Origin of the sequence: Enterococcus sp. DIV1758 (genome assembly GCF_051711985.1) — a bacterium.
GTDB classification, from domain to species: Bacteria; Bacillota; Bacilli; order Lactobacillales; family Enterococcaceae; genus Enterococcus; species Enterococcus faecalis.
Genome location: NZ_JBIOOA010000001.1, coordinates 516430 through 542141, shown reverse-complemented (window position 1 = coordinate 542141; position 25712 = coordinate 516430). Strand labels below are relative to the sequence as shown.

General features: G+C 38.2%; 22 protein-coding genes. 6 read left to right on the top strand and 16 right to left on the bottom strand.

The genetic code is table 11. The features are described from left to right. Positions 1 to 480 precede the first annotated feature (480 nt). The 5 genes from IGJ52_RS02825 to ptcA form a co-directional block, all read right to left on the bottom strand. Positions 481 to 2067, bottom strand: a complete 1587-nt coding sequence (locus IGJ52_RS02825) for an amidase family protein (RefSeq protein ID WP_174100071.1) — start codon at positions 2065 to 2067, stop codon at positions 481 to 483. Positions 2068 to 2263: 196 nt separating this feature from the next. Then, the gene (gene arcC / locus IGJ52_RS02820; protein WP_002366182.1) at positions 2264 to 3193 is read right to left on the bottom strand and encodes a carbamate kinase; all 930 of its coding nucleotides are present in this window, start codon (positions 3191 to 3193) and stop codon (positions 2264 to 2266) included. 11 nt (positions 3194 to 3204) lie between these two features. Next, positions 3205 to 4302 (bottom strand): agmatine deiminase, encoded by a 1098-nt coding sequence (gene aguA, locus IGJ52_RS02815; protein WP_002383005.1) that lies wholly within the window; start codon positions 4300 to 4302, stop codon positions 3205 to 3207. Then, the gene (locus IGJ52_RS02810) at positions 4295 to 5671 is read right to left on the bottom strand and encodes an APC family permease (RefSeq protein ID WP_002355588.1); all 1377 of its coding nucleotides are present in this window, start codon (positions 5669 to 5671) and stop codon (positions 4295 to 4297) included. Before IGJ52_RS02810 ends, aguA begins: the two co-directional genes overlap by 8 nt. Positions 5672 to 5737: 66 nt before the next feature. Further along, on the bottom strand, positions 5738 to 6757 hold the full coding sequence (ptcA, locus tag IGJ52_RS02805; RefSeq protein ID WP_002355587.1) for a putrescine carbamoyltransferase: 1020 nt from the start codon (positions 6755 to 6757) through the stop codon (positions 5738 to 5740). A gap of 397 nt (positions 6758 to 7154) precedes the next feature. Between ptcA and IGJ52_RS02800 the strand changes: the two genes are divergently transcribed. Beyond that, entirely contained in the window at positions 7155 to 8000 is an 846-nt protein-coding gene (locus tag IGJ52_RS02800) for a helix-turn-helix domain-containing protein (protein ID WP_002392183.1), read from the top strand. Positions 8001 to 8042: 42 nt separating this feature from the next. Here the strand turns inward: IGJ52_RS02800 and IGJ52_RS02795 are convergent, their stop codons facing one another. The 8 genes from IGJ52_RS02795 to IGJ52_RS02760 form a co-directional block, all read right to left on the bottom strand. Beyond that, positions 8043 to 8360, bottom strand: coding sequence for a thioredoxin family protein (locus IGJ52_RS02795; protein WP_002383003.1), 318 nt, complete (start codon positions 8358 to 8360; stop codon positions 8043 to 8045). A gap of 139 nt (positions 8361 to 8499) precedes the next feature. After that, positions 8500 to 8628, bottom strand: coding sequence for a hypothetical protein (locus tag IGJ52_RS02790; protein ID WP_002355577.1), 129 nt, complete (start codon positions 8626 to 8628; stop codon positions 8500 to 8502). Further along, on the bottom strand, positions 8629 to 10002 hold the full coding sequence (rlmD, locus tag IGJ52_RS02785) for a 23S rRNA (uracil(1939)-C(5))-methyltransferase RlmD (RefSeq protein WP_202573338.1): 1374 nt from the start codon (positions 10000 to 10002) through the stop codon (positions 8629 to 8631). A 199-nt stretch (positions 10003 to 10201) separates the two neighbouring features. Beyond that, positions 10202 to 11290 (bottom strand): diacylglycerol kinase, encoded by a 1089-nt coding sequence (locus IGJ52_RS02780; RefSeq protein ID WP_002383001.1) that lies wholly within the window; start codon positions 11288 to 11290, stop codon positions 10202 to 10204. 18 nt (positions 11291 to 11308) lie between these two features. Further along, entirely contained in the window at positions 11309 to 12739 is a 1431-nt protein-coding gene (gene gatB / locus IGJ52_RS02775) for an Asp-tRNA(Asn)/Glu-tRNA(Gln) amidotransferase subunit GatB (protein WP_002358703.1), read from the bottom strand. Beyond that, a complete protein-coding gene (gene gatA, locus IGJ52_RS02770) occupies positions 12739 to 14208 on the bottom strand; it encodes an Asp-tRNA(Asn)/Glu-tRNA(Gln) amidotransferase subunit GatA (RefSeq protein ID WP_002419989.1) in 1470 nt (489 codons plus the stop codon). Before gatA ends, gatB begins: the two co-directional genes overlap by 1 nt. Next, positions 14208 to 14513 (bottom strand): Asp-tRNA(Asn)/Glu-tRNA(Gln) amidotransferase subunit GatC, encoded by a 306-nt coding sequence (gene gatC, locus IGJ52_RS02765; protein ID WP_002355569.1) that lies wholly within the window; start codon positions 14511 to 14513, stop codon positions 14208 to 14210. The genes gatA and gatC overlap by 1 nt, the downstream gene beginning before the upstream one ends. A 317-nt stretch (positions 14514 to 14830) precedes the next feature. Then, on the bottom strand, positions 14831 to 14917 hold the full coding sequence (locus IGJ52_RS02760; protein ID WP_306173767.1) for a hypothetical protein: 87 nt from the start codon (positions 14915 to 14917) through the stop codon (positions 14831 to 14833). Between IGJ52_RS02760 and IGJ52_RS02755 the strand changes: the two genes are divergently transcribed. Continuing rightward, complete coding sequence (locus IGJ52_RS02755; protein ID WP_002382998.1) at positions 14883 to 15098, top strand: hypothetical protein; 216 nt, start codon at positions 14883 to 14885, stop codon at positions 15096 to 15098. The two genes, IGJ52_RS02760 and IGJ52_RS02755, sit on opposite strands and share 35 nt — an antisense overlap. Here IGJ52_RS02755 and ligA read toward each other — a convergent pair. Next, the gene (ligA, locus tag IGJ52_RS02750; RefSeq protein ID WP_002375948.1) at positions 15095 to 17125 is read right to left on the bottom strand and encodes an NAD-dependent DNA ligase LigA; all 2031 of its coding nucleotides are present in this window, start codon (positions 17123 to 17125) and stop codon (positions 15095 to 15097) included. The two genes, IGJ52_RS02755 and ligA, sit on opposite strands and share 4 nt — an antisense overlap. 125 nt (positions 17126 to 17250) lie before the next feature. Continuing rightward, the gene (pcrA, locus tag IGJ52_RS02745; RefSeq protein WP_002363179.1) at positions 17251 to 19509 is read right to left on the bottom strand and encodes a DNA helicase PcrA; all 2259 of its coding nucleotides are present in this window, start codon (positions 19507 to 19509) and stop codon (positions 17251 to 17253) included. A gap of 164 nt (positions 19510 to 19673) precedes the next feature. Between pcrA and IGJ52_RS02740 the strand changes: the two genes are divergently transcribed. The 4 genes from IGJ52_RS02740 (at position 19674) to IGJ52_RS02725 (ending at position 24984) form a co-directional block, all read left to right on the top strand. Then, complete coding sequence (locus IGJ52_RS02740) at positions 19674 to 21233, top strand: ClC family H(+)/Cl(-) exchange transporter (RefSeq protein WP_002368023.1); 1560 nt, start codon at positions 19674 to 19676, stop codon at positions 21231 to 21233. A 138-nt stretch (positions 21234 to 21371) separates the two neighbouring features. Next, positions 21372 to 22124 carry a DeoR/GlpR family DNA-binding transcription regulator gene (locus IGJ52_RS02735; protein WP_002381250.1) on the top strand — a complete coding sequence of 251 codons (753 nt, stop codon included), beginning with the start codon at positions 21372 to 21374 and terminating at the stop codon, positions 22122 to 22124. Beyond that, positions 22121 to 23038 carry a 1-phosphofructokinase gene (gene pfkB, locus IGJ52_RS02730; RefSeq protein WP_002355559.1) on the top strand — a complete coding sequence of 306 codons (918 nt, stop codon included), beginning with the start codon at positions 22121 to 22123 and terminating at the stop codon, positions 23036 to 23038. Before IGJ52_RS02735 ends, pfkB begins: the two co-directional genes overlap by 4 nt. 23 nt (positions 23039 to 23061) lie before the next feature. Beyond that, entirely contained in the window at positions 23062 to 24984 is a 1923-nt protein-coding gene (locus tag IGJ52_RS02725) for a PTS fructose transporter subunit IIABC (protein WP_002355558.1), read from the top strand. Positions 24985 to 25031: 47 nt separating this feature from the next. On the opposite strand, the gene IGJ52_RS02720 is transcribed toward IGJ52_RS02725, so the two are convergent. Further along, positions 25032 to 25694 (bottom strand): hypothetical protein, encoded by a 663-nt coding sequence (locus IGJ52_RS02720; protein WP_002366175.1) that lies wholly within the window; start codon positions 25692 to 25694, stop codon positions 25032 to 25034. Between the last annotated feature and the right edge of the window lie 18 nt (positions 25695 to 25712).

Below are 25712 nucleotides of genomic sequence, written 5' to 3'. Positions count from 1 at the left end.
AATCAGATTTCGGAATAAAAAGAAGATTTTAATACTATATATTGATTAAAAAAATAAAAAGACACTACATATAGTTATTTCGTAAGCTTTCTGATATCCTTTATTGCCACAATATTTTCTTCATCTTGTTTTAATCTTCTATGTAGTCATGGATTTGTTTCCATCTAATAATTCCTGCTGCAGAACCCTTTACGACGGTAGCGCTCCAAATTAATGTTGCGAAAGCGGAAGCAACCGCACATATTTATGCTTCAAACACAGCCATCGTTCACTCTTTTTATTGAAATGCTTAAAAATTGACGGCCTTATTTCTCGAATCTGGCCACTTATTAACTTATTACATGAAAACATTCGCCTAAAAAAGCAAAAAAAAAAAAACGACTCACCTAAATAATCGACCTACAAATAATTTTCTTTCATTTGTAGGTCGATTATCTTTATTAGGTTTGATACGGATGTTTCGCCATTCCTAGTTTCCCTTTACTGCTCATCTCTACTTATTTTTTTACTGTTTGCCAATAGCTCGTTGTCTGAAAGCACTATCCGTCCTTTGGTACTTTGTTCAAAGCTGTAAGCTTGCTCAAATAACGTTTGCTCTTTATTGGCAGTTTGTGTAAAAGTCAGCCCATAAGGTTGTCCTTCACTGTTTTTCGCCAAAGGAACAGTCAATTCAGGATATCCTGCCACGGCACTTAAACCCGTACCTTCAGAATCAATAAAAGCATATCCGTCTAATTGTTGTTTTTTTAGCAACGCATCAAACGTTTGCTGTGCTTTTTTAATGGTTGCTTGAATGACTTCTTTATCTGGTTGTTTCTTTTTAACATCTGCTTCTAATAAATCTTGCCCATACTTGGCACGAACCTTTTTATCTTGTTGATTATACGCAATTAGTTCCTCCAGTTTTTTAAATGGTAAATCATAACGTTTCGCAAATTCTTCCAATGCAAACTTAAATTCATTGGAAATAACTTTCCCGCCATCAATCCCTTCCATATCTGGTGTTACCGGAATCACTTCTGCTCCTGCTTTTTGGAGGGCCTTTTTAGCAGTCGCAAATTCTTCTTCAGCACTTGGCATTTCTAGCAACCCAATGCGTTGGCCTTGTAAGTTATTTTTAGTAAATTTCGTTGAATCAATGCTCGGAACCGTGTCTTTCTTAAACGCATTATAGCCTTGTGCAGCATCAACGACACTTCGGGCAATCGGGCCAACTGTATCTAATGACGGTGCCAATGGCAAAACACCTTCGCCACTTACTGAACTGTGGGTCGGTTTAAAACCAACCACTGATTGATGAGAAGCGGGGGAAACAATCGATCCCATCGTCTCAGTGCCTAAAGAGAAGGCGCCGATATTCATCGTCACACTGGCCGCACTCCCAGAACTTGAACCTGAAGGTGTTATTTTGAGTGGCCCATAAGGATTAAGTGTTTGTCCATGTTTGGAACTATAGCCACTTGGTGCTTTCATTGACATATAATTCGCTAGTTCAGATAAGTTTACTTTTCCTAAAATCAAAGCTTGCGCCTCTGTTAACTTCTTAACTACTTCCGCATCTTCCTTAGGCTTGAACGTGCGTAAGGCATAAGCTCCTGCACTCGAAATCATGTTGGTCGTATTTATATTTTCTTTCAAAGTCACAGGAATACCATACAAAGGCTTCTTCGGTGTTTGAGAGGCTTGCTGGTCAAATGCCTTTGCTTCCTTAATTGCTTGCGGATTGATTTCAGAGATGCTGTTCATACCATTATCTATTTGATCGAACTGTAAAATACGGTCCAAATAAAACGCCGTAAGTTCTTCATAGGTCAATGTTCCGTTGGCAATCGCTTGCTGTAATTCAGTGATATTTTTTTCAATAATCAACGGTGCTTTGGTACGAGCTTTTTGTACATCTGTTTCTTTTAATTGGTCTTCAATCGTTTTAACGATTCTCTCTTGATTGTACATTGCTGGGGTTTCTGCCTCAGGAGTGAACTTTTTGAGTATAAACCAATACGCTGCAGCGCCTATTATGACTAACAAAACAGCAATTATTCCGATTACTTTAAAAAATTTAGACATTTTTATCCTCCTATACCATTTAAAGATTATCTTACTATGTTTATTTTTGCATGACAACTAACAGTTTTGTTCGTTAAAAAGACAAAATAAAGAGTAGGACATCCGTCAAAACGACCGATGTCCTACTCTCTAACGATTAAGTTAGTCCGCTAAATGCGTATGTTTTAGTCTTTTGTGAAAGTTAAATACTGAGAATTTATTGTGTAATTCGTGTACCACTTTCTCCTTTGATTGCTTCCGAAGCTAATTCTAAAAGCCCGATAATCGCCTGGCGGTTTGGTTTACTTTCTGCAAAACTGATGGCCGCTTCCACCTTAGGTAACATACTACCTGGCGCAAATTGATCTTCTTCTATATATTGTTGCATTGCCGTAACCGTAACATCGGTCAAAGCTTGTTGATTTGCTTGACCAAAGTTAACAAAAACATGTTCTACTGCAGTTAATACCACAAAAACATCTGCTTCAATGAGTTCAGCCATTTTAGCTGCCGCAAAGTCTTTATCAATGACTGCATCTACACCATGATAGACTGGACCATCATAGGCAATAGGAACCCCGCCACCACCACAAGCAATTACGATCTGTCCTGCATCAACAAGTGTTCGCAAGCTAACCTTTTCGTAAATATCAACTGGTTTTGGCGAAGGAACTACCCGTCGCCAGCCTCGACCCGCATCTTCTTGATAGACGTTCCCAGTTTCCGCCATCAATTGTTTGGCTGTTTCTTCGTCATAATAACCACCAATTGGTTTTGTTGGTTTTGTAAACGCTGGGTCTTTTGGATCCACCACGACTTGTGTAATTAACGTAACAACTGGTTGTTCCCCTAAATTTCTGGCTACTAGTTCTTCATCAATTGCTTGTTGTAAATGATAGCCAATATAGCCTTGGCTCATTGCTGTGCATTCAGGAAACGGCACGACATCTTCTGGAGATTGACTCGTTTCCTCAAAAGCTAAGCGAATTTTGCCAACTTGTGGCCCGTTGCCGTGAGCAATCACCACTTGATGGCCTTGTTCAATTAAATCAACAATGGATTTTGCAGCGGTTTGTGCTTTTGCCAATTGTTCTTTCGAAGAATTTCCTAACGCATTTCCACCTAATGCAATCACTATTTTTGACATCTGTTTCCCTCCTAGCGCTTTGGTTCTTGTTGTGTGATACAGTGAATATTGCCGCCCCCATAAACAACTTCTACCGTATTAACGCCGACAATTTTTTTATCTGGGAACATCGTTTGAACTTGCTCTAAAGCCAAACGATCATTTTCATCACCATACTGTGGCACAATCACGCCATCATTTGTAATTAAAAAGTTCATATAGGATGCGATACAAATATCGCCATCTTCTCGTGGCATGGTTCCTTCCACGAAATCAATTTTGAAGGAGCCTTGAATGGTCACGTTTTTGACAGGACAGCATAATTTGTGGACTTTTAATTGGCGTCCTTTAGCATCAGTCATTTTAAGCAAACGTTGATACGCATCTTGTGCCGCTTCATAAAATGGGCTATTTTGATCTTCGGTGTAAATACAAGCCACTTCACCAGGTGCAATAAAACAAGCTACATCATCCACGTGACCATTAGTTTCTTCTGGGTCAATTCCATCACCTAGCCAAAGAACTTTTTCAACATTTAAATAGTCGCATAATTTTTGTTCGATTGCTTCTTTTGAAAGTTGTGGATTTCGACCTTCACTTAATAAGCACATTTCTGTAGTCAAGACTGTTCCTTGTCCATCTACGTGGAATGAACCGCCTTCTAAAACAAAATCATCTGTACGATAAGAATCTACATGCTCAATTTCACAAATTTTTTGTGCAACCAAATCGTCTTGGTCCCAAGGGAAATATAAACCATCTACTAATCCCCCCCAAGCATTGAATGTCCAATCCACACCACGGATTTCTCCATGGTCGTTAATGACAAATGATGGTCCACAATCACGGACCCAGGCATCATTGTTTGACATTTCGTAAACCGTAATTTCTGGCGGCAATTGGCGACGGCAATTTTGAAATTGTTGTTGAGAAACCACCACATTCATCGGTGTAAACTGACTAATTGCTTTGGCCACATTAGTAAACGCTTCTTGGACAGGTTTACCACCATCACGCCAATTATCCGGTCTTTCTGGCCAAATCATCCAAACTTTCTCTTGTGGTTCAAATTCTCCTGGCATTCTAAAGCCATCTTGTTTAGGGGTACTTCCTACAATTCGTTTAGCCATTTTCTTTCGTTCCCTTCTTAATTTTTTTCACGTAAATAATTACTTCACCAAACAGAATAAAAATGATTGCCCCAATTGTGATTGGTAATTTTTCATTTAATGCTGCGGGACTAAAATCTAAAGGTACTGCTGTGAAAATCAGTGAAATAATAATCATAATCATTGGTAAAACCACTAAAACTTTTAAAAATCCTGGTTTTCCGTTAACTTTAAACGGACGTGGTGTATCGGGATCAATTTTTCTAAGCTTATAAAAAGCTGGGAAAACTGGGATATACGATAACAAGAATAGGACGACATTCAAGGAGAAAAAGGCCCAGAATAAATCTTGATTAGGTAAAATTGGTGCTAATACAATGACCACCGATGCCACAATGCCATTCATCAAAGCAGCCCCAATTGGCATGTCATTTTTCTTACTACGTTTTTCAAAAAATTTAGGCATGTCACCATTTTCAGCAGCATAACAAGCTGTATTATTGACTCCTAATGACCAAGAAATCATGTTGCCAAACAACGTAAGAAGGAATAGGAAAGCCATCAACATAATGAACCAACCTTCTGTCGAGCCTGTCAATAGTTTAAAGCTATCCATCATACCACTGCCGGTACTAATTTGATCGGTGGGAATCGCTACCCCAATTCCAAAGGCTGAAAAAATATAAATGGCCGCAATGACTAACCCCGCTGCTACAATAGCTTGTGGAATTTGCTTCTTAGGATTTTCCATATCATCTGCAAACGTACAGATGACTTCAAACCCTAACAAATTAAAAATGATTACAGAAATAAAAGATAAACTCCTTAAGTCAAACGTTGGCAGCATTGATTTCAAGGTAAATTCATTGGCAACACCTTTCGTCAAGGCTACATACAATCCTAGCCCACCAATTAAGACTGCTAAAACCATCTTGATTACGGCAGCTCCATTTAGAATCCAGATACTGTCGCTGACTGGATAAAAACTAATCCAAACCACAATCCAAGTAAAAATTAATTCAACAATAATCATCATCGGTGTTGAAAACTTAATACCTGTAATTGTCGTTAATAGTTCTGGCGTCATAACGGCTAATGAAGCTAGCCACAATGGATAATTAATCCAATAATACCAAGAAACTCTGGCACCCCAACGATGACCATATGCTTTGGTCACCCAGTCATAGATACCCCCTTCACCAATATAAGTTGTTCCTAATTCTGATGAAATTAACCCATATGGCAATAGGAATGCAATTAATAAGAAAATCCACCAAAAAAACTGAGAATTACCAATTGCAGCAACAGGCGCCGCTGCTTCAGCAACGAAAACCACACAGATCACTGATAAAATGGCACTCGTTAAACTAAATTTCTTTTTCCCCTCCATGAAGACTCTTCCTCTCTTTATAAACTGTCCACTGATTCATTTTTTCAATCAGTGGACAGTTGGCCGTTAAATGCTTTGAGTGTCTAAGAAAACTTCTAGTTCTTTTTTTGCTTCTGCTTGTTTGATTAAATCATAAGGATTTTTTGCTTCATAATCATTCATAAGATATACTAATAAGCCACGAATAGATGTTAAACGGTTTTCTGCTTCATCGAAACAAATAGAATTTTTACCGTCAATTACTTCATCAGTTACTTCTTCCCCACGTGTTGCTGGTAAACAGTGCATGAATTTACAATTGGCACCTGCCCGATCCATCATTTCTTGATTCACTTGATATTTTGGATAGAAAACCTTCATACGTTCTTCTTCAGATAATTCCGCTTCGTACAAGCCATACCAAACATCCGTGTACAAGAAATCAGCGCCTTCAACAGAACTTGCATCATCTGTGACCAAAAAGCTACCGCCTGAAACTTCACAATTTTTTGCTAATTTCGCTTGATGCTCTTCATTTAATTGGAAGCCTTCTGGACCGAAGTGAACAAAATTCATGCCCATTTTTGTTGTGATTAATCCTAAAGAAAAACAAACTTGTGTCGCATCTCCGACAAAGACAACTTTACAATCTTCTAATTTTTTGCCTTCTGGTAAATGCTCAACCATGGTACACAAATCACCTAATTCTTGGGTTGGATGATTGTAATCAGACATACCGTTAATGACTGGGATGGTAGCACAATTAGCTAAATCAACAATACTATGGTGACGTTCCACACGAGCCATCAAAATATCTACTAAACGTGACAATACGCGGCTGGTATCTTCAATCGTTTCATGTCCCCCTAATTGAATTTGACCAGGTGCTAAATATTCGCCATGTCCACCTAATTGTTCCATTGCAGTTTCAAAAGATACTCGTGTTCGAGTTGAAGATTGTTGGAAAATCATTCCTAAAGATTTGTTTTTTAACAGTTGCGGATAATACCCATTTTTAATCGCTTCTTTAATTTTTAATGATAAATCGACTAAGTAATGCATTTCCTCTTTCGTATATGTTTCTGTTGTAACGTAATCTCTTTTCATGATGTGTTCCTCCTAAAGTTGTTTTTGTTTACACATTGACTTTACCAAGTTTAGCGAAGAGTTTACTATCCACCAAAAGTCAGAAAACGTTTTCTTTTTTGGCGTGATTTTTCATTAAAAAAAGTTTATTTATGGTTATAAACCGTTAGTACACCAGGGGTTTATAAAAGTTTAGGCGGATTTCTCTCTAATTTCTGACCAATCATAGATTTGAAAATGGTATAATTATTTTGAAAAATCATTCACTTAAAATAAAAGATGAAAGGGGTTTCCAATCGTGACATTTGTTTTTATTTATAACATCTTATTGATTATTTTATATTCGTTTACTTCAACCTTCACCTTAAATCTTTACTTGAAAAATAAACAACCGATTTTTTTATTGCTTCTCTTTTTAATGGTTATTTTTATTTGTGACAATGTGATTGTTTATATGACTGAGTTCATTAATTCGTTTGCAACCGAATATAATCAGACCTTTATGACCGCACCTTTTTTAAAGACCATCATTTTTATTTGTTGTAATTTTGCCTATCTGGCTATTATCAATACTATTAGTGGGCGTCCTTTTAAAAATTATCAATTTGTCTGGTTATTTTTAATTGGTTTATGGATGCTAGCTATTCCATTTTCACAAAATTCCGCCTTAAAAGTTTGGTTGTACTATTTACCCAATCAGCTATTTTTAATTTACCTTGGATGCTATGCGCTCTATCAATTACGAATAGATCCTTTATCAGCCCTTGCGAAAAAATATCTTCGTTTTATTGGTTGGCTAAGCATTGGTTTCGGTGTGGCAATTCTTTTGGAAGATACCTTCGTTATTTTTAACATTGACCAATATTCTGATATTGTCTTTAAAATTAACAACCGAAACGTTTCTGAAGATATTTATACAATCATTCTCTCCATCGCCATTATTTACTTCTGTAATCGTGATTTTCCTCTGTCGGTTCTTGAAAAAGACGCTGCTAAATTGGAAGAAAATCAATCAGATGAACCCGTACTTTTGGCGCCTTTTTGTGATGCCTATCAATTAACGCAGCGAGAAAGAGAAGTGCTTTCGTTACTTTTAGAGTGCAAAACAAATCAAGATATAGCCAACGAACTATTCCTATCAATCGGGACAGTAAAAACACATATCCACAATATTTTCGTTAAATTAGAAGTAAACAAAAGAGCAGAAGTTTTTGTCAGTTATCAACTTTTTTCTCAACAACAAACTGAACATTTAGCGAGATAATCAAAAAGGAAGCCTCTCCGTGATCGGTGGCTTCCTTTTTGATTAACTATTTTCTTGTACTTGTCGAACTCTCTTTTCAATTTCTTGAAAGTTAATAATTTTAGCTTGGCGATGAATTTCTTTTCCTTCATAGTATAAGATAATGGTCGGTGCAGAAAAAGCATTTAATTGTCCAATTATTTCTGGACTTTTATCAGCTTCTGCAATGTATGTAGGAAATTCATATTTTGTTGAAATTTTTTCGACAATCGGTTTATCAACTGTACAAACACTACAATTTTTTGCTGTCAAAAAGACGGCTTGTAGACGATTGTCTGTAATTTTTTCTTCTAATTCTTCTAATGTTGTTACATATTCCACTGAATAGCCCTCCTTGTCTTTTGTCTAAAATAACAGATTTACTAGCAAAAGAACAACTTATTTGTTTAGCTAGGAATACTTTAACAAAAAAGTTGCCGCCCATTTCATTAATGGGCGGCAACTTTTTACTGATAACCGCTTATTTATTAAAAATTTTAGGCCCTTTGCGCATGTTTTTACGATCATTTTTGGGAGTTTCCATTTTTTTAGAACGGCCACCACCTTGTTTCTTTTTAATTAATTCTAACATTTTTTCTTTTTCATTCATTTAATCCACCGCCTTTGTTAATAACGTGACAGATTCAATGTGGGTCGTTTGTGGGAAATTATCTACTGGTTGAATTTCTTTTGCTTCATAGCCACCTTCTGTTAATAATGCAATGTCGCGAGCGAGTGTGGCTGGATTACAGCTGACATAAACAATTCGTTCAGGTTGCGTTTCAATTAATGTGTTTACTAATTGACCATCTAACCCTTTCCGTGGTGGATCCACCACCACAACATCTGGTTGCAAGCCATTTTCAACTAATTTTGGCAATAATTCTTCCGCTAAACCAGCCGTGAAAGTGGCATTCTCAATGTTGTTTAATTTAGCATTATTTTCTGCATCTTTGACCGCTTCTTCAATTACTTCAATACCGTAAACTTGCTTTGCATCTTGGGCTAAAGTTAAGCCAATCGTCCCAATCCCGCAATAGGCATCCACCACAATTTCATTGCCTGTTAAAGCCGCATACTCTTTAACTTTTTGATACATCACTTCTGTTTGTTGTGGATTTACTTGATAAAATGAACGCGCGGAAATTTCAAATTTCAAATCAAAAATAGTATCTGTAATTTTTTCAGACCCATGTAATAAGATGGTTTCGTTGCCAAAAATGACATTGGTTCGTTTGGGATTAACATTTTGTACAATGCTGACTACTTCCGGAATAGCTTCCAAAATATCTGGCACAATTTTACTAATTGGGAATAATTTCGGTGTTCTCGTAATTAGAACAACCATCATCTCCCCAGTATGGTAGCCACGACGAACGACAATATGGCGTAAGTTCCCTGTATTATCAGATTCGTTATAAGGTTTTACGCTATATTTACGCATAATGTCACGGATTTTAACAATTGCTGCATCAATTTCTGGGTCTTGAATATAGAAATGTTCCATCGGAATTAAATCATGGCTATTTTTCCGGAAAAAACCTGTTTGTAATTGGTTGTCAATTTTACGCACGGGAATTTGTGCTTTGTTCCGGTAATGCCACGGATCATTCATCCCAATTATTGGTAAAACAGGAACTTCTGGCAATTTAGCGACACGTTGCATAACATTTTCGACTTGTTGCGTTTTAAATGATAGTTGGGCGCCGTACGCTAAATGTTGCAACGGACTGATCCCGACTTTTGTAAAGTTTTCATCTTTCACGGGCACCCGCTGTTCACTGCTTTTTAGGACAGTCAATACTTTCCCATAACCAAAACTTTTGCCTGTTTTTAAGACTTTGATTTCAAGTTTTTCACCTGGTAAGGCATTTTCAATAAACAATGGATAATGGTCCACTTTTGCCACGCCTAAACCTTCATGCGTCAAGTCAACGATTTCTACTTCAATGACGTCATTTTTCTTTACTGGATAATTTTTCATAAGTCGCTCCTTCTTTTTATACACTTCACTCATTCTAATGAAAATACCTAAGAAAAGCAACAACGAATTTTCATGGCGATTTAGCAATTTCGTTTGGGCTTTTTAGGTAAATAAAAGAATGAAATCCTTTCCCTTAGTCAAAAAATAGCCAATGAAAGATCTTATCAACTAAATCTTTCATTAGCTATTCACGGGCTACCTAGTGCTTTTCTTTTTCGGCAATCTTTCCATCGCCATCAATATCTTCGTCTGTTAGTCGTTCAACTTCTTTGACAAATTCTTTGCTGGCTTCGTTATATGCTTCTTCCTCTTCATCTTCTGATTCTACGACAATCTCATCGCTACCAGTTAAGACAGAACCCATAATTGCATTGGACGGCAGTGCATCACCATTTGCAAAAATTTCAATGTGTTGATGCATATTTTTAAAGGTCATTGGAGCATCGCCTCCATATTCACCATCTAAATTAATCATCATTTTATTGTTCTTTTCTAACGTTTCTGCATGTAAATAGCTGGTCTTTGTATAGATTAGTCGATGATCTTCAACATGCTTTCCACCATTTAACATTAACGCAACTAAATGAAGAATCTCAAAAATATTGGCTGTTTTTACAATGATTAATGAAAACTTACCATCATCTAATTTAGCATCTGGTACGATTTGCTCGAAACCACCCACCGAGTTAGTCAGCCCTAGGAAAAACATTGATGCGTTGCCTTCGTACACACCTTCATCATATGTCATGCGCATTTTAATCGGCTTCACTCGCGGCAACATTTCGGCTCCTTTGGCTAAGTACGCTAAGTAGCCAAAAATACTTTTCAACTCTGACGGAACTTCATAAGTCAGTTCCGTTAAATGACCACCCGCCGCAATATTGATAAAGTAATTTTTGCCGGCTTGACCAATATCCATTTTGACAGTTTGATTTTTTTTAATCACTTCTGCTGCCTTAACGATATTATCACGAGGAATCTTCAAGGCCCGTGCATAATCATTCGTCGTTCCAGCAGGAATAATGGCCATTTTAGGGCGCCGCTTCAACGGAGCAATCCCATTCACGACTTCATTAATGGTCCCATCTCCACCTGCTGCTACTAGTAAATCAAATCCTGCACGCGCAGCACGATGTGCTTCATTGCGTGCTGAATTTTCTTCTGGTGTGGTCGCAAATGCACTGGCTTCATAACCACATTCTTCTAAAATAGATAAAATATCGGCTAAGTTCTTTTTAACTAACTCTTTTCCTGACGTTGGATTATAAATCACTCTAGCTTTTTTCATGGTTTGCCTGCTACTTTCTTATCGTTTTGAAAGCTCTTCTTGCAATAACTTGTTAACCACACCTGGGTTTGCTTGTCCACGAGTTGCTTTCATAATTTGTCCAACAAGGAAACCAACTGCACGGTCTTTGCCGTTTTTAAAGTCATCAATTGATTGTTGGTTGTTGTCTAAAACTTCGTTAATCATTGGTAATAATTGCGCTGGATCAGATAATTGAACAAGGCCTTTTGCTTCGACAACTTCTTTAGCGTCTCCACCGTTTTCAATTAACTCTTTGAACACTTTCTTCGCAATTTTCGAGCTGATTGTGCCATCGTTAATCAAAGTAATCATACCCGCTAGATTTTCTGGTGTTAGTTTAGTATCGGCTAATTCAACTTTTTCACTGTTTAAGTAAGCAGAAACTTCGCCCATTAACCAGTTTGATGCTTGTTTCGCATCTGCACCGTTTGCTAAAGTTGCTTCAAAGAAATCTGACATTTCTTTCGTTAAAGTCAAGACCATTGCGTCGTATTCAGGTAAACCTAATTCACTGATATAACGGGCACGACGTGAGGCTGGCATTTCTGGCAAACTAGCGCGAACTTTTTCAATCCATTCATCATCAATTGAAAAACGAGGAACATCTGGCTCTGGGAAGTAACGGTAGTCACTTGAGCCTTCTTTAACACGCATAAGCAACGTTGTACTAGTTGCTTCATCAAAGCGGCGTGTTTCTTGTTGAATTTCGCCACCAGATAATAGGACTTTGGCTTGGCGTTTTTCTTCATAAGCTAAACCTTTTTTTACAAAGTTCATAGAGTTCAAGTTCTTTAATTCCGCTTTAGTACCAAATTCTTCTTGACCATACGGACGTAAAGAAATATTGGCATCACAACGCATAGAACCTTCTTCCATTTTCACATCAGAAACTTCTGTAAATTGGATAATTGAACGCAATGCTTCTAAATACGCATAGGCTTCTTCTGGTGAACGCATATCCGCTTCTGAAACAATCTCAATTAAAGGCGTTCCTTGACGGTTCAAGTCCACATAAGAGTACCCATCTGTGCCATGAATGTTTTTGCCGGCATCTTCTTCTAAATGCACCCGTTCAATGCGAATTTTTTTCTTTTTGCCTTCGACTTCAATTTCAATCCAACCATCATGTCCGATTGGTTGATCAAATTGAGAAATTTGATACGCTTTAGGATTATCTGGGTAGAAATAGTTTTTACGATCAAAATGTGTTTCTTTTGAAATTTCACAGTTCAAGGCAAGTGCTGCTTTCATGCCAAATTCTAAGGCACCTTTATTCATGACAGGTAAAACACCTGGGTAACTCCAGTCAACCACATTTGTGTTGCTGTTTGGTTCTGCTCCGAAATGCGCTGGCGCAGAGGAGAAAATTTTAGAGTTGGTTTTCAATTCTACGTGGACTTCTAATCCAATGACAGTTTCAAAGTTCATTAATCGTTCCCCCCTAAAATGACTGGTTTTTTCGTATGGAAATCTGTCGCTTGTTCAAAGGCGTACGCTGCTTTGTACATTGTATGTTCGTCAAAATGTTTTCCAATAATTTGTAAACCAACTGGCAAGCCTTCTGAGAAGCCTGCTGGAATGGACATGCCTGGTAGTCCTGCTAAGTTGACAGGAATGGTTAAAATATCATTCATATACATTGTGATTGGATCATTGATGTTTTCCCCTAGACCAAAGGCAACTGTTGGTGTGGATGGGCCAATGATTAAGTCATAATCCGCAAAGACATTCTCAAAATCTTGTTTGATTAGTGTACGGACTTGACCAGCCTTTTTAAAGTGCGCATCATAATAACCAGCACTTAAAGAGAAGGTTCCTAACATAATCCGACGTTTAACTTCTGTTCCGAAACCTTCAGAGCGTGAATTAACATAGACATCTTCTAGATTTTGGACATTTTCGGAACGGTACCCGTAACGAATGCCATCAAAGCGTTGTAAGTTTGAACTTGCTTCTGAAGAGGCAATAATATAATAGACCGCTACGCCGTATTTAGAATGTGGCAAACTAACTTCTTCCACCGTTGCTCCTAAAGATTTAAATGTTTCTGCTGCTTTTAATACCGCTTCACGAACATCCGATTGTACCCCTTCACCTAAGTATTCTTTTGGTAAAGCAATTTTCATGCCTTTGATGTCGCCAGTTAAATCTGCCGTAAAATCAGGAACAGAAACACCTGCAGAAGTGCCGTCTTTTTCGTCATAACCACTAATTGCATTTAAAGCTAAGGCATTGTCTTTAACATTTCGTGTCAATGGACCAATTTGGTCTAAACTTGAAGCAAAAGCAATCAAACCAAAACGAGACACACGTCCATAAGTTGGTTTTAGGCCCACAATACCGTTGAATGCGGCTGGTTGGCGGATACTACCACCTGTATCGCTCCCTAAAGAAACTGGGACTTGTCCGGCTGCGACAGCAGAAGCTGAACCACCAGAAGAACCGCCAGGAACTTTGGTTTGATCCCAAGCATTTTTTGTTTTCTTGAAGTAAGACGTTTCCGTACTTCCGCCCATGGCAAATTCATCCATGTTCAATTTTCCGACTGGAATCATATCTGCTTGATAGACTTTATCCATCACGGTCGCATCATAAATTGGGTCAAAATTGTGTAACATTTTTGATCCAGCTGTTGTCAAAATGTCTTTTGTGACAATATTATCTTTAATCCCAATTGGAATTCCTGCTAAAGGATTACTTTCAGTGATGCCTTTTAAGTCAATCGCTTTGGCTAATGCCATTGCTTTTTCTTCACTAACTGTGATAAAAGAACCTAGTTGTTCTTCTGTATCTTGAATACGATTTAATGTTTCTTCGGTTAAATCAACTGCAGTGATTTCTTTTGAGACCAATAAATCATGTAACTCTGTTAACGATTTGTCGTATAATTTTTCCATTAGGCTCCTGCCTCCCCGTTATCCATAATTGCAGGCACTTTAATGTAACCATTCTCTGATTCCGGAACATTCCGCATTAATTCTTTACGGTCCATTCCTGGTGTCGCTACGTCTTCACGCATGACATTGATTGATTCATTCACATTTGAAGTAAAAGGAACCCCGGTTGTATCTACTTCTTCTAGTAATTCCACCATATCAATAATTTTATCTAGTTGGTTGGTAAAGTCCGCTAATTCTTCTTCGGAGAAAGATAATTTTGATAATTTAGCGACATGTTTGACTTGTTCTTCTGTAATTGCCATAGATACCCTTCTTTCTATCATTTACTGAAATTTTCATTTTCAGATTAATCAATTGGATTGTATTTCTTTAAACAGCTTAGCACAGCTGTTCACTCTGTTCCCATTCTACCATAAAATGGTCGGATATTTTAGATGAAACCTTGAATTTCATTGATAATTTGTCGCTCGCAAAAATGACGGAACTATGTTATTATGAAAATGAAAAGAGAGATATGCAGGAACATACCTCTCTAATAGCCACTACCAGTTATAAGAACTGGTGGCTTACTGAGTTATTGGTTTTATTTCAAACGCTTAACCGTTCAGCTCCTCAAAGCTTATGAACGGTTATTTTTGTTGTCTAAGACAAGCGCTAAGATACCGAAGATAATGGTCACAACAAGCGTTGCAAAACCAATCATCAGTCCTAGCGCTGCTTCAACGGACAAAAACATTGCTCCTTTCGTTAAAGTAAGAAGAATTGCGCATAAGCATCAACCTCCTTTCTCAACTCAGAAAGTCCTCGTTCATATAACTTTTATGACTAAAATAAGTATACCATCAAATTACTACATAAAATCTGACAACGTTAATTTTTCTTCTTAAAAATGACTTGCATCTAACGCATCGACCATTTCTTGTTCATTCCAAACGGTCACGCCTAAGCTTTCAGCTTTGGTTAATTTACTGCCAGCATCTTCGCCAGCAACCACAATGTCAGTTTTTTTCGAAACGCTCCCTGTAACTTTTCCACCAAGATTTTCAATTTTTTCTTTAGCTTCTTCGCGAGTGTACTGCGTTAATTTCCCTGTTAAAACAACTGTTTTGTCTTTGAAAGGTGACTCCACTTCTGCTAATTGTTCTGTCCGGAGACCTTTATATGTCAAGTTCACTTGGGCTTTTTCCAGTTCAGCCATTAATTCATGAACTTCCTCATTTTCAAAATACGTCACAACGCTGTCGGCGATTGTTTCACCAATTGAATCCAAAGCCACAATTTCTTCCGCAGTTGCTCGACTTAAGGTTGATAAATCACCAAAATGCTCCGCTAAAATTTTCGCCGCTTTCGCCCCCACATGGCGAATCCCTAAGCCAAAAATCAAACGTTCGACAGAGTTTTCTTTACTCCCTTGAATGGCAGTATAAATGTTGTTTGCTGATTTTTCTTTGATTTTATCCAAAGTCATTAACTGTTCTTCTGTTAAGAAATACAGATCCGCTACGTCTTTCACTAATCCTTTGTCATACATTTGTGCTAACACTCTTGGCCCCAAGCCATCAATGTTCATTGCGTTTCGTGAGACAAAGTGATTCAGCCCTTCTTTAATTTGCGCAGGGCATTTTGGATTAATACAACGTAACGCCACTTCCTCATCTAAATGCACCAACTCACTATGACAAATTGGACAATGTGTCGGCATTTCATAAGGCTGACTATCGGCTGCACGTTTTTCAACTAGGACTTGCGCTACTTCTGGGATAATATCGCCGGCTTTGTAAATAATAACATGATCATTTAAACGGATATCTTTCATTTGAATAAAATCTGCATTATGCAAACTTGCCCGACTAACCGTGGTTCCCGCGACTCGTACAGGAGCCATGACCGCAGTAGGAGTGACCACCCCCGTGCGCCCAATTGTCCATTCAATATCTTCCACTACTGTTTCTGCTTCTTCTGGTGGAAATTTGTAGGCAATCGCCCAGCGAGGTGCTTTGACAGTGAAACCTAATTCATCTTGTAACGCAAATTCGTTCACTTTAATCACAATTCCATCAATTTCGTATGGCAAAGTGCTCCGCTTTTCATGGTATTCTTCAATGTAGGCCCAAACTTCATCGATTGACTGACATAATTGCCGTTCGGGATTGGTTCTAAAACCAATTGCAGAAAGCTCTTCTAATGCCTCAAACTGCGTCTTCGCTTTCATTGGTCCAAAGTCAGCAACTGTGTATAAAAACGTATTTAAGTTCCGTTTCGCCACAATTTTTGTATCTAATTGGCGCAAGCTGCCCGCCGCTGCATTCCGAGGATTGGCAAAAATATCTTGGCCATTTTCTTCACGTTCTTCATTCAATGCGACAAAGGATTGTTTAGGCATGTAGCACTCGCCACGAACTTCCACTGAAATGGGCTCCGTTAAGCGCATTGGTACAGAGCGAACCGTTCGTAAGTTCTCTGTAATGTTTTCACCAACCGTTCCATCGCCTCGTGTTGCTCCGCGTACAAACACCCCGTTTTCATAACGTAATGAAATTGCTAACCCATCAATTTTCAACTCGCAACAGTAAGCAACAGGTTTACCAATCGCCTTACGAACACGTTCATCAAAAGCAAAAATGTCTTCCTTGCTAAACCCATCATTTAAACTATACATTGGAATGTCATGCGGAGCTTTTTCAAAACCAGATAAAACTTTGCCACCTACACGTTGTGTCGGCGAATCTGGCGTGATTAAATCAGGAAACTCCGTTTCAATATCGACTAACTCTTTATACAAACGATCGTAAACATAATCTTCTACGGATGGTTGATCTTTGACATAATATTCATGGGAATATTGATTGAGTTGTTTTCTTAATTCTTGCGCACGAGTTGTCGCCGCCGTTAATGTTAATGGTTGTTGTTCCATCGTAGAACTCCTCCTCATAAGTGTAATGCTCCTATCGTCTTTTTAACACATTTACACTAAGATAGAAAATAAAAAGAATTTATCTAATGATGATTTCTCATTAAATTGCTGACCTATTTTTCATGTTAAATTTTTTCAATTGGTGCAAATGCCGCTAACAACCGTTTTATGCCTTTTTCTGGGAAAGCAATGTCCAACTCTAAGTCTTTGGCCGAACCGCCTACACGAACGACTGTACCAACGCCCCATGCTTTATGTTGGACCTTATCACCTGCTTGCCAAGAAACTTTTTCCCCACCACTTGCCACTTTGTTGCTAACTGATTTTGTAGCTGGCTGTGTATAAGCTGGTTTACTTGCGCTGGGCTTGAATACTTTAGGATCAAAGGTGCGCGCTGGAGCTTTCTGTAAATTGGCCGCCGCCCCTTGTTTCATTAAACGCTCCGCCTCAATTTCTTCTAAAAAGCGACTTGGTCGATTATATTGCGTGCGACCATATAATGTTCTCGAATAAGCATTCGTTAAGAACAGGGCTTCTTCCGCTCTTGTGATACCAACATAAGCCAAGCGCCGTTCTTCTTCCAGTTCACTTTCTTCTAGCATGGCACGTGATAATGGGAAAACCCCTTCTTCTAAGCCCATTAAAAAGACCACTGGAAATTCCAGCCCTTTGGCCGCATGCAACGTCATTAAGGTTACTTGTGAAGAGCTCTCTTCTAAATTATCTAAATCAGAAACCAAGGCTAAATCTGTTAAGAAATCTGCCAATTTTGTTTCTTCGCCATTTGGATCGTCGTTATTTTGCGCTTCAAAACGTTTATCAAATTCTTGAGTCACAGATAAAAATTCGTCCAAGTTTTCTAAGCGAGCTTGAGACTCTAAATTATTTTGCGCCATCAAAGCTTCCCGATAACCACTACGTTGTAAAGTTTCTTTCACCAATTCTGTAATCGTTAAATAGGGCACTGTTTTCGTTAAGTCTTGAATCATCATGCCAAAATTACCAAGCTCTTTACCCGCTTTTCCTGAAATATTTGCCAAATCAACATTTTGGGCAGCTTCCAGCAAAGCCCAACCATGCGTATCCGCAAATAGCCGTAATTTTTCAATTGAACTTTTACCGATTCCTCGTTTTGGTTCATTGACAATTCGTTCAAAACTAATCGAATCATCTGGATTGGCAATCAAACTTAAATAAGCCAAAATATCTTTAATTTCTTTACGGTCGTAGAATTTATGTCCGCCCACCATGGTATACGGAATATTAGATTTCAAGAGCATTTCTTCCACTACACGGGATTGAGCATTGGTCCGATATAATACCGCAAAATCACCATAAATTCGGTCATTTTCCCGCATTTCTTTTTGGATTTGGCTCACAATAAATTGTGTTTCATCCCGTTCTGTGTCTCCACGATAATAGACAATCTTTTCACCGTCTATATTTTCTGTCCACAGTTCTTTCTCGCGGCGGTTACGGTTATTTTTGATGACATCATTCGCAGCCGCCAAAATGTTTTTGGTGGACCGATAATTTTGTTCTAGCAAAATTACACTGGCATCTGGATAATCTTTTTCAAAATCCAAGATATTTTGCATATCCGCCCCGCGCCAACCATAGATACTTTGGTCGGCATCACCTACGACACACAGATTTTTGAAACGTGCAGCCAATAAATTGACTAAGGTATATTGTGCATGATTGGTATCTTGGTATTCATCCACATGAATATAGTGAAATTTATTTTGGTAGAAAGCTAACGTATCTGGTTGTTCATTGAATAAACGAATCGTATTCATAATCAAATCATCAAAATCCATACATTGGTTTTTGCGTAATTCTTTTTGATAGGCTTCATAGCATTTTGCGACAATTTCTTCATATAAGGAACCTTGCATTTCAGCAACTTTTTCAGGCGTTTGTAATTCATTTTTGGCATTGCTAATCGTACCTAAAATTGAGCGAGGATCATATTTTTTTGAATCAATATTTAAGTCGTTTAAGATGCGTTTCATTAATGTTTTTTGTTCCGATGGGTCAATAATTGTAAAATTACGGTTGTAACCAATCTGATCCACATCACGACGTAAAATTCTTACACACATGGAGTGAAAAGTGGAGACCCATACATCTTCACCACCCGTTTCCAGTAATTTATTTACACGCTCTTTCATTTCTTTAGCAGCTTTATTGGTAAACGTAATCGCCAAAATATTCCATGGATTTACTTCTTTTTCCTCAATTAGATAGGCAATTCGGTGTGTTAAAACCCGCGTTTTTCCACTACCAGCACCAGCCATGACTAACAGTGGTCCTTCTGTATGCAAAACGGCTTCTTCTTGTCGAGGATTCATTCCCTGAACCAAGGCATGTTTTTGTGTCATATTAAACGTCCTCTCTCTTTTTTCAATCTTATACAGTATACCAAAAATCCCTTTGAAGTTCTTTAGAAAAGAACAAAAAATCTTTTTCTTTTTATATGAAATTTTCTTGTAAATCAAGTCAAACCGCAGTACATTAGTAAGTAGTGATGGAGGCTAAAAATGAAATGAATAATGATGTACATGAAATTAAACAATTAGATGGTACCCGAATCGGCTTTATCCTTAAAGGCATCGTCGTCGGAATCCTGGTCGGCTTTGTTGTCAGCTTATTTCGCTTAGGCATTGAAAAAATTGGCGAACAAGTCGTTCATCTGTATCAAACGTTTCACGAAAAACCCTTTTGGATGATTCCTTGGTTCTTATTTTCTCTCGTACTTGCTTATTTATTAGGACGACTGATTAAGAGCGAACCAGCAATTAAAGGCAGTGGCATCCCCCAAGTGGAAGGACAACTTCAAGGTCAATTAGAAATTCACTGGTTTCCAGTGCTTTGGAAAAAATTTATCGGTGGGATCTTAGCGATTAGTCCTGGGCTATTTTTGGGACGTGAAGGTCCTTCAATTCAACTAGGTGCAGTGGTTGGACAAGGCTATAGTCAATGGCGGCAAAGCACCAAGTCTGAAGAAAAAATTTTAATCAGTAGTGGTGCCAGTGCTGGTTTAGCCGCCGCTTTTAATGCACCAATCGCAGGACTTTTATTTGTTCTAGAAGAGGTTCACCATTCCTTTTCACCTTTAGTTTGGTTAACCTCTTTTTCTGCGGCCATTTCCGCTAACTTTGTTTCTTTGCATTTCTTCGGATTGCAGCCAGTTCTTTATATTGGTCCCGTTAAATCTTTGCCTTTAGAGTACTATTGGACATTAGTCCTGCTGGGCGTTTTGCTAGGATTATTAGGTTGGATATATCAAAAAACATTGTTGTCCTTACCAAAAGTATATGGAAAAATCAAAGGCCTTTCTTCTAATTATTATGGTTTTATTCCTTTTATTTTGATTTTACCGATTGGTTATTTCTTTCCACATTTACTTGGCGGTGGGAATCAAATTGTTTTAGCTTTAGGCAATCAACCGGCCACGATTTGGGCTTTAGTCGGCTTACTGGTTTTACGTTTTGTTTTTTCAATGGTTTCTTACGGTTCGAATCTCCCTGGTGGTATTTTCTTGCCTATTCTAACTTTAGGTGCCATTATCGGAACATTGTATGGCAGTCTACTTGTCCAGTACGTAGGGATGGATCCAATTTTTGTGAAAAACTTTTTAATTTTTGCCATGGCTGGTTATTTTACTGCGATTGGTAAAGCACCGTTAACAGCGATTATTTTAGTAACAGAAATGGTCGGCAATTTTTCTCATTTAATGTCTTTAGGGGTTGTCGCTTTAGTTAGTTATATTACCATCGATAGTCTTGGCGGCAAGCCAATTTATGAAAGCTTATTAGAACGTTTGGTTCCTTCTAAAGTAAGTAATATTCGTGGCCACAAAACGATTATTGAATTACCTATCACTGCAGAAAGTTCCTTAGATGATACGATGGTACGTGATTTTGTCTGGCCTAAACAAATGTTGCTCACTTCCATTCGCCGTGGCGAATCGGAAATTTTAACACATGGTGATACTGTTATGCATGTTGGCGATGTGCTCATTATTTTGACCGATGAAAAACTCGCTTACCAAGTCAAAAAAGAGATTTATCAAAAAACTTTACCGAATGATTTAGTGAATTAAAGAAAGCTGCTGAACCTGAGTTCAGCAGCTTTCTTTTTTTCTTATGACTGTTTTTTAATTTTTTTGAATGTTTTTGACCGTTTTAGATTGATTAGCGTTTTCATTTGTGCTATTATATCCATGAAATGAGGGATGAAAATGCTTACGGAAGAACGACATCAAAAAATTTTACAATTGTTAGATCAAAAATCAGTCGTCAAATCACAAGAACTTGCTAGCTTGTTCAATGCTTCAGAATCCACAATACGCCGCGATTTACAAGAATTAGAAGACGCCAATTTGTTAGAACGCATTCACGGCGGCGCTAAGCGTATTCTTAATTTAGGCTTTGAACAAAACATGACGGAAAAATCAATCAAAAACACGCACGAAAAGCAAAAGATTGCTTCTTTAGCCGCTAGTTGTGTACAAGATGGCGATATGATCTATTTAGATGCTGGTTCAACCACGTTAGAAATGATCCCTTTTTTAGTTGGGAAACAAATCCATGTAGTGACGAATTCCGTACATCATGCTGCAAAACTTAGCGATATGGAAATTCCCACTATTATGCTTGGTGGTACTTTGAAGCTCTCCACTAAAGCAATCATTGGTGCCACTAGTATGGAACAGCTACAACATTTTCGTTTTAACAAAGCTTTTTTAGGAACTAACGGCGCACATTTAGAGTTTGGTTTAACGACGCCTGATCCCGAAGAAGCAGCGCTAAAAGCCTTGGCTATTCATCAAGCAGAAACAGCCTATGTTTTACTGGATCATACAAAATTTAATGAAGTAACGTTTACCAAAGTGGAAGAATTAGAGTCAGTTACTTTACTAACTGACTACTGCCCTGCTGAATCGCTTCAAGGATTCCAGCAAAAAACTATTTTAATGGAGGCAAACAAATGATTTACACAGTGACTTTAAACCCTTCTATCGACTTTATCGTTCATGTCGATCATCTACAAATTGGTGATTTAAATCGGATGACGAATGATTTTAAATTACCTGGCGGCAAAGGAATCAACGTTTCACGTATCTTAAAACGTATGGAGACAGAATCCACTGCCTTAGGTTTTTTAGGTGGTTTTACAGGCTCATTCATTGCCGATTGGTTGAAAAAAGAAGAAATCCAAACGAATTTCACTCCCGTGTCTGCTGATACACGAATCAACATTAAATTGAAATCAGATACTGAAACAGAAATTAACGGCTTAGGACCTGCTCTAACAAACGAAGAAATTCAAGAACTAAAACAAGCAGTTAGTCGTGTTCAGGCTGGTGATATTGTTGTTCTTTCAGGAAGTACACCTGCTTCTCTACGCAAAGGATTTTACGAAGAATTAATCCAAATTGTGAAGGAAAAAGGCGCAGAATTTGTTATTGATACGACAGGTGAAGATTTAATGAACGCTTTGTCACAAAAGCCTTTATTGGTCAAGCCAAATAATCATGAGTTGGCAGAATTATATCATACAACCTTTACAAGTGTTGAAGATATTTTACCTTATGGACATCGGTTACTAGAAGAAGGAGCGCAACACGTAATTATCTCAATGGCTGGTGATGGTGCATTACTTTTCACAACAGAAGGTGTTTATCGTTCCAACGTTTTAGAACGTCCACTGAAAAATTCTGTCGGCGCTGGCGACTCAATGATTGCTGGTTTTATTGGCAACTTTTCAAAAACACAAGATCCTTTAGAGGCTTTCAAATGGGGTGTCGCTTGCGGTAGCGCGACCGCATTTTCTGATGATTTAGCCTCAGAAGATTTTATCCAAGAACTTATTCACGAAGTAACAATTGAAAAAATTTCAGAATAAATCCACTAAGGGAGGAAAATAGAGTGAACATTAATGATTTATTAATAAAAGATGTCATGATTATGGATTTACAAGCTACTGATAAAAAAGGCGCGATTGATGAAATGGTCCAAAAATTATACGATGGCGGCCGCATCTCTGACATTGACACTTACAAAGAAGGAATTTTAAAACGCGAATCACAAACATCGACTGGTTTAGGCGACGGCATCGCTATGCCTCACGCAAAAAACAGTGCCGTAAAAGAACCGACAGTTCTTTTCGCTAAAAGTAAAAAAGGGGTTGATTATGAAGCACTAGATGGACAACCTACTTATCTATTCTTCATGATTGCTGCTCCAGAAGGCGCTAATGATACACATCTCCAAGCGCTTGCGGCCCTTTCTCGATTACTTATCGATCCAGACTTTGTTGGCAAATTGAAAGAAGCGGAAACTCCAGAAGCAGTCCAAGCTCTTTTCCAAGCAGCAGAAGATCAAAAAGAAGCGGAAGAAAAAGCAGAACAAGAACAAACAACGCCAGCACCAGAAAGCAATCGTAAATATATTATTGCTGTGACTGCTTGTCCTACAGGAATTGCTCACACTTACATGGCTGAAGATGCACTGAAGAAAAAAGCAAAAGAAATGGGCGTAGACATTAAAGTAGAAACAAACGGTTCAGAAGGAATTAAAAATCGTTTGACTGCTGAAGATATTGCTCGTGCTGATGGCGTAATTGTCGCAGCCGATAAAAAAGTAGAAATGAATCGTTTTGATGGTAAAAAATTAGTCAATCGTCCCGTCAGTGATGGAATTCGTAAAACCGAAGAACTAATTAACTTAGCCATTAGTGGTGAAGCTCCTACTTTCCATGGCAGTGACTCGGCTGCAAGCGACCAAGAGGATTCAGCGGAAGGTTCAATCGGTTCTCGTATCTATAAAGATTTAATGAATGGTGTTTCTCATATGTTACCTTTCGTTATTGGTGGCGGAATTGCCATTGCTCTTTCCTTTATGATTGATCAATTTATCGGAGTTCCTCAAGATCAATTAGCCAACTTAGGTAATTACAATGACGTAGCTAGCTGGTTTAACCAAATTGGTGGCGCAGCATTTGGCTTTATGTTACCTGTCTTAGCTGGTTTTATTGCTTCTAGTATTGGGGATCGTCCAGGCTTAGTTGCTGGTTTCGCCGCTGGTGCGTTAGCAAACGCTGGAGGCGCTGGGTTCCTTGGGGCCCTAATCGGTGGTTTCTTAGCTGGTTATGTAGTGGTTCTTTTACGTAAAGTCTTCAAAGGCTTGCCAAAATCATTAGATGGAATTAAAACCATTTTATTCTATCCAGTTTTTGGTTTGATTATTACGGGCTTATTAATGTTAGTCATTAACATCCCAATGAAAGCAATTAATGATGCGTTAAATCATTTCCTACTTGGCTTAGATGGCACAAATGCAGCTTTACTTGGTGCTTTATTAGCTGGTATGATGGCCATCGACTTAGGTGGACCAGTTAACAAAGCTGCTTATGTTTTCGGTACAGCTACGCTAGCAAGTACTGTTGCAGAAGGTGGCAGCGTGGTCATGGCTTCTGTAATGGCTGGCGGAATGGTTCCTCCATTAGCAATTTTCGTAGCAACTCGTTTATTTAAAAATAAATTTACAAAAGATCAACAAGATGCCGGCTTAACCAATATTGTAATGGGACTTTCTTTTGTCACTGAAGGGGCAATTCCTTTTGCAGCAGCTGACCCATTACGTGTGATTCCAAGTTTCGTGGTAGGTTCTGCTTTTACTGGTGCGTTGGTTGGTGCGTTTGGTATCAAATTATTGGCACCACATGGAGGAATCTTTGTCGTATTCCTATTAAGTAATCCATTACTATATCTATTGTTCATCTTAATTGGGGCGATTATTTCAGGAATTGTCTACGGACTTTTGAAAAAACCTGTCGAAGTACCTGCTTAAAAAAAACAGCAAAAAAGCGATTCAACCATGGTTGAATCGCTTTTTTATTATTTTCTCTTTATCGCATAATTTTCTAAATACTCAGGATTTCCTTTGCTTCTGATATACGTATACACGCCCATCACAAAGGCCCCAAGGGTATTGGTAAATAAATCCCCCATCGTATCCATTAAAGCAGCACGCCCAATAAATGGTTGGCCGTTGGACATATTATAGCGTTGTAAATTCATGTTCCCTAATGAATCGCAGATAAATTCCCAGAATTCCCAGAAAACGCCACAAAGCCCTGCAAATGCAAACCCAAATAATAAAAACAACCACGGGGAAACATCGGCGTACTTCGTTTTCTTCAATAGGAAACCAGCAATACCATAACCAACAGCAGTTAACAGCATCGGACTAACAAAGTGTAAAATTTTATCCCAGAACGAAATGATTGAAATCATATGCAACGAGGTTCCTAGGAATACTGAAATAAATAAGAAAAACCAGTAAAAATAAACGATGGTCGGTGGCATAATAATTTTTAAAAATTTATTGACAAGATCCGGTAAAAAGATCAGCCCAATTCCAAGTAAACATTCGATAACAAACGTCACACCTTGTTTTGTTGAATACTTGGCCGTAAAAAATTCCCAGAGATTGTACGTCAAGCATAAGATGCCAAACACCACTAATCCATATTTAATTTTCGAATAATTTTTATCCATTTTGACACACCCTTTCAA

What these genes read in the sequence shown, in the direction of transcription:
- aguA (WP_002383005.1), bottom strand. Translation starts at nt 4,302, where the DNA reads ATGGCTAAACGAATTGTAGGAAGTACCCCTAAACAAGATGGCTTTAGA.
- gatC (WP_002355569.1), bottom strand. Translation starts at nt 14,513, where the DNA reads ATGGCAATTACAGAAGAACAAGTCAAACATGTCGCTAAATTATCAAAA.
- IGJ52_RS02810 (WP_002355588.1), bottom strand. Translation starts at nt 5,671, where the DNA reads ATGGAGGGGAAAAAGAAATTTAGTTTAACGAGTGCCATTTTATCAGTG.
- IGJ52_RS02825 (WP_174100071.1), bottom strand. Translation starts at nt 2,067, where the DNA reads ATGTCTAAATTTTTTAAAGTAATCGGAATAATTGCTGTTTTGTTAGTC.
- IGJ52_RS02735 (WP_002381250.1), top strand. Translation starts at nt 21,372, where the DNA reads ATGCTTACGGAAGAACGACATCAAAAAATTTTACAATTGTTAGATCAA.
- pcrA (WP_002363179.1), bottom strand. Translation starts at nt 19,509, where the DNA reads ATGACACAAAAACATGCCTTGGTTCAGGGAATGAATCCTCGACAAGAA.
- IGJ52_RS02720 (WP_002366175.1), bottom strand. Translation starts at nt 25,694, where the DNA reads ATGGATAAAAATTATTCGAAAATTAAATATGGATTAGTGGTGTTTGGC.
- pfkB (WP_002355559.1), top strand. Translation starts at nt 22,121, where the DNA reads ATGATTTACACAGTGACTTTAAACCCTTCTATCGACTTTATCGTTCAT.
- IGJ52_RS02740 (WP_002368023.1), top strand. Translation starts at nt 19,674, where the DNA reads ATGAATAATGATGTACATGAAATTAAACAATTAGATGGTACCCGAATC.
- ptcA (WP_002355587.1), bottom strand. Translation starts at nt 6,757, where the DNA reads ATGAAAAGAGATTACGTTACAACAGAAACATATACGAAAGAGGAAATG.
- rlmD (WP_202573338.1), bottom strand. Translation starts at nt 10,002, where the DNA reads ATGAAAAATTATCCAGTAAAGAAAAATGACGTCATTGAAGTAGAAATC.
- arcC (WP_002366182.1), bottom strand. Translation starts at nt 3,193, where the DNA reads ATGTCAAAAATAGTGATTGCATTAGGTGGAAATGCGTTAGGAAATTCT.
- IGJ52_RS02790 (WP_002355577.1), bottom strand. Translation starts at nt 8,628, where the DNA reads ATGAATGAAAAAGAAAAAATGTTAGAATTAATTAAAAAGAAACAAGGT.
- IGJ52_RS02755 (WP_002382998.1), top strand. Translation starts at nt 14,883, where the DNA reads ATGGTCACAACAAGCGTTGCAAAACCAATCATCAGTCCTAGCGCTGCT.
- gatB (WP_002358703.1), bottom strand. Translation starts at nt 12,739, where the DNA reads ATGAACTTTGAAACTGTCATTGGATTAGAAGTCCACGTAGAATTGAAA.
- IGJ52_RS02780 (WP_002383001.1), bottom strand. Translation starts at nt 11,290, where the DNA reads ATGAAAAAAGCTAGAGTGATTTATAATCCAACGTCAGGAAAAGAGTTA.
- IGJ52_RS02800 (WP_002392183.1), top strand. Translation starts at nt 7,155, where the DNA reads ATGGTTATTTTTATTTGTGACAATGTGATTGTTTATATGACTGAGTTC.
- ligA (WP_002375948.1), bottom strand. Translation starts at nt 17,125, where the DNA reads ATGGAACAACAACCATTAACATTAACGGCGGCGACAACTCGTGCGCAA.
- gatA (WP_002419989.1), bottom strand. Translation starts at nt 14,208, where the DNA reads ATGGAAAAATTATACGACAAATCGTTAACAGAGTTACATGATTTATTG.